At 68.4% G+C, this 354-nt stretch carries 1 pseudogene; it reads right to left on the minus strand.

From position 1 onward, the window contains the following. Positions 1-57: 57 nt before the first annotated feature. Positions 58-354 (minus strand): annotated as a pseudogene (locus BN358_RS24055) (alkaline phosphatase); the annotation flags it as partial.

Below are 354 nucleotides of genomic sequence, written 5' to 3' on the forward strand. Positions count from 1 at the left end.
GTCATTTTCAGTCACAACTTTGTAACAGAGGCCACCCATGGTCGCGATCGGATCGGTTCAGTGAACGGCGTCAGCCAGGCGGACGTCCACGCCTGCGGAGACGAGTTCCGCCACCCGCTGCGGGTTCGCCCGGGAGTCGGTGATCAGCACGTCCACGCGATCGATCCCGAAGAGCCGGGCGAACGTGGCGCGGTTCAGCTTCGTGCTGTCGGCGGCGATCACCACGCGCCGGGCCGCCTCGGCGAACCACCGGCCGACCAGCGCCTCCTCCGGGGTCAGCGTCGTCGCGCCGCTACCCACCGAGATGCCGTCCACACCGAGGACGGCCAGGTCGACGGTGAACTCGCCGAGGGT

It is taken from the genome of Sedimentibacter sp. B4, assembly GCF_000309315.1.
GTDB classification, from domain to species: domain Bacteria; phylum Bacillota; class Clostridia; order Tissierellales; family Sedimentibacteraceae; genus Sedimentibacter; species Sedimentibacter saalensis.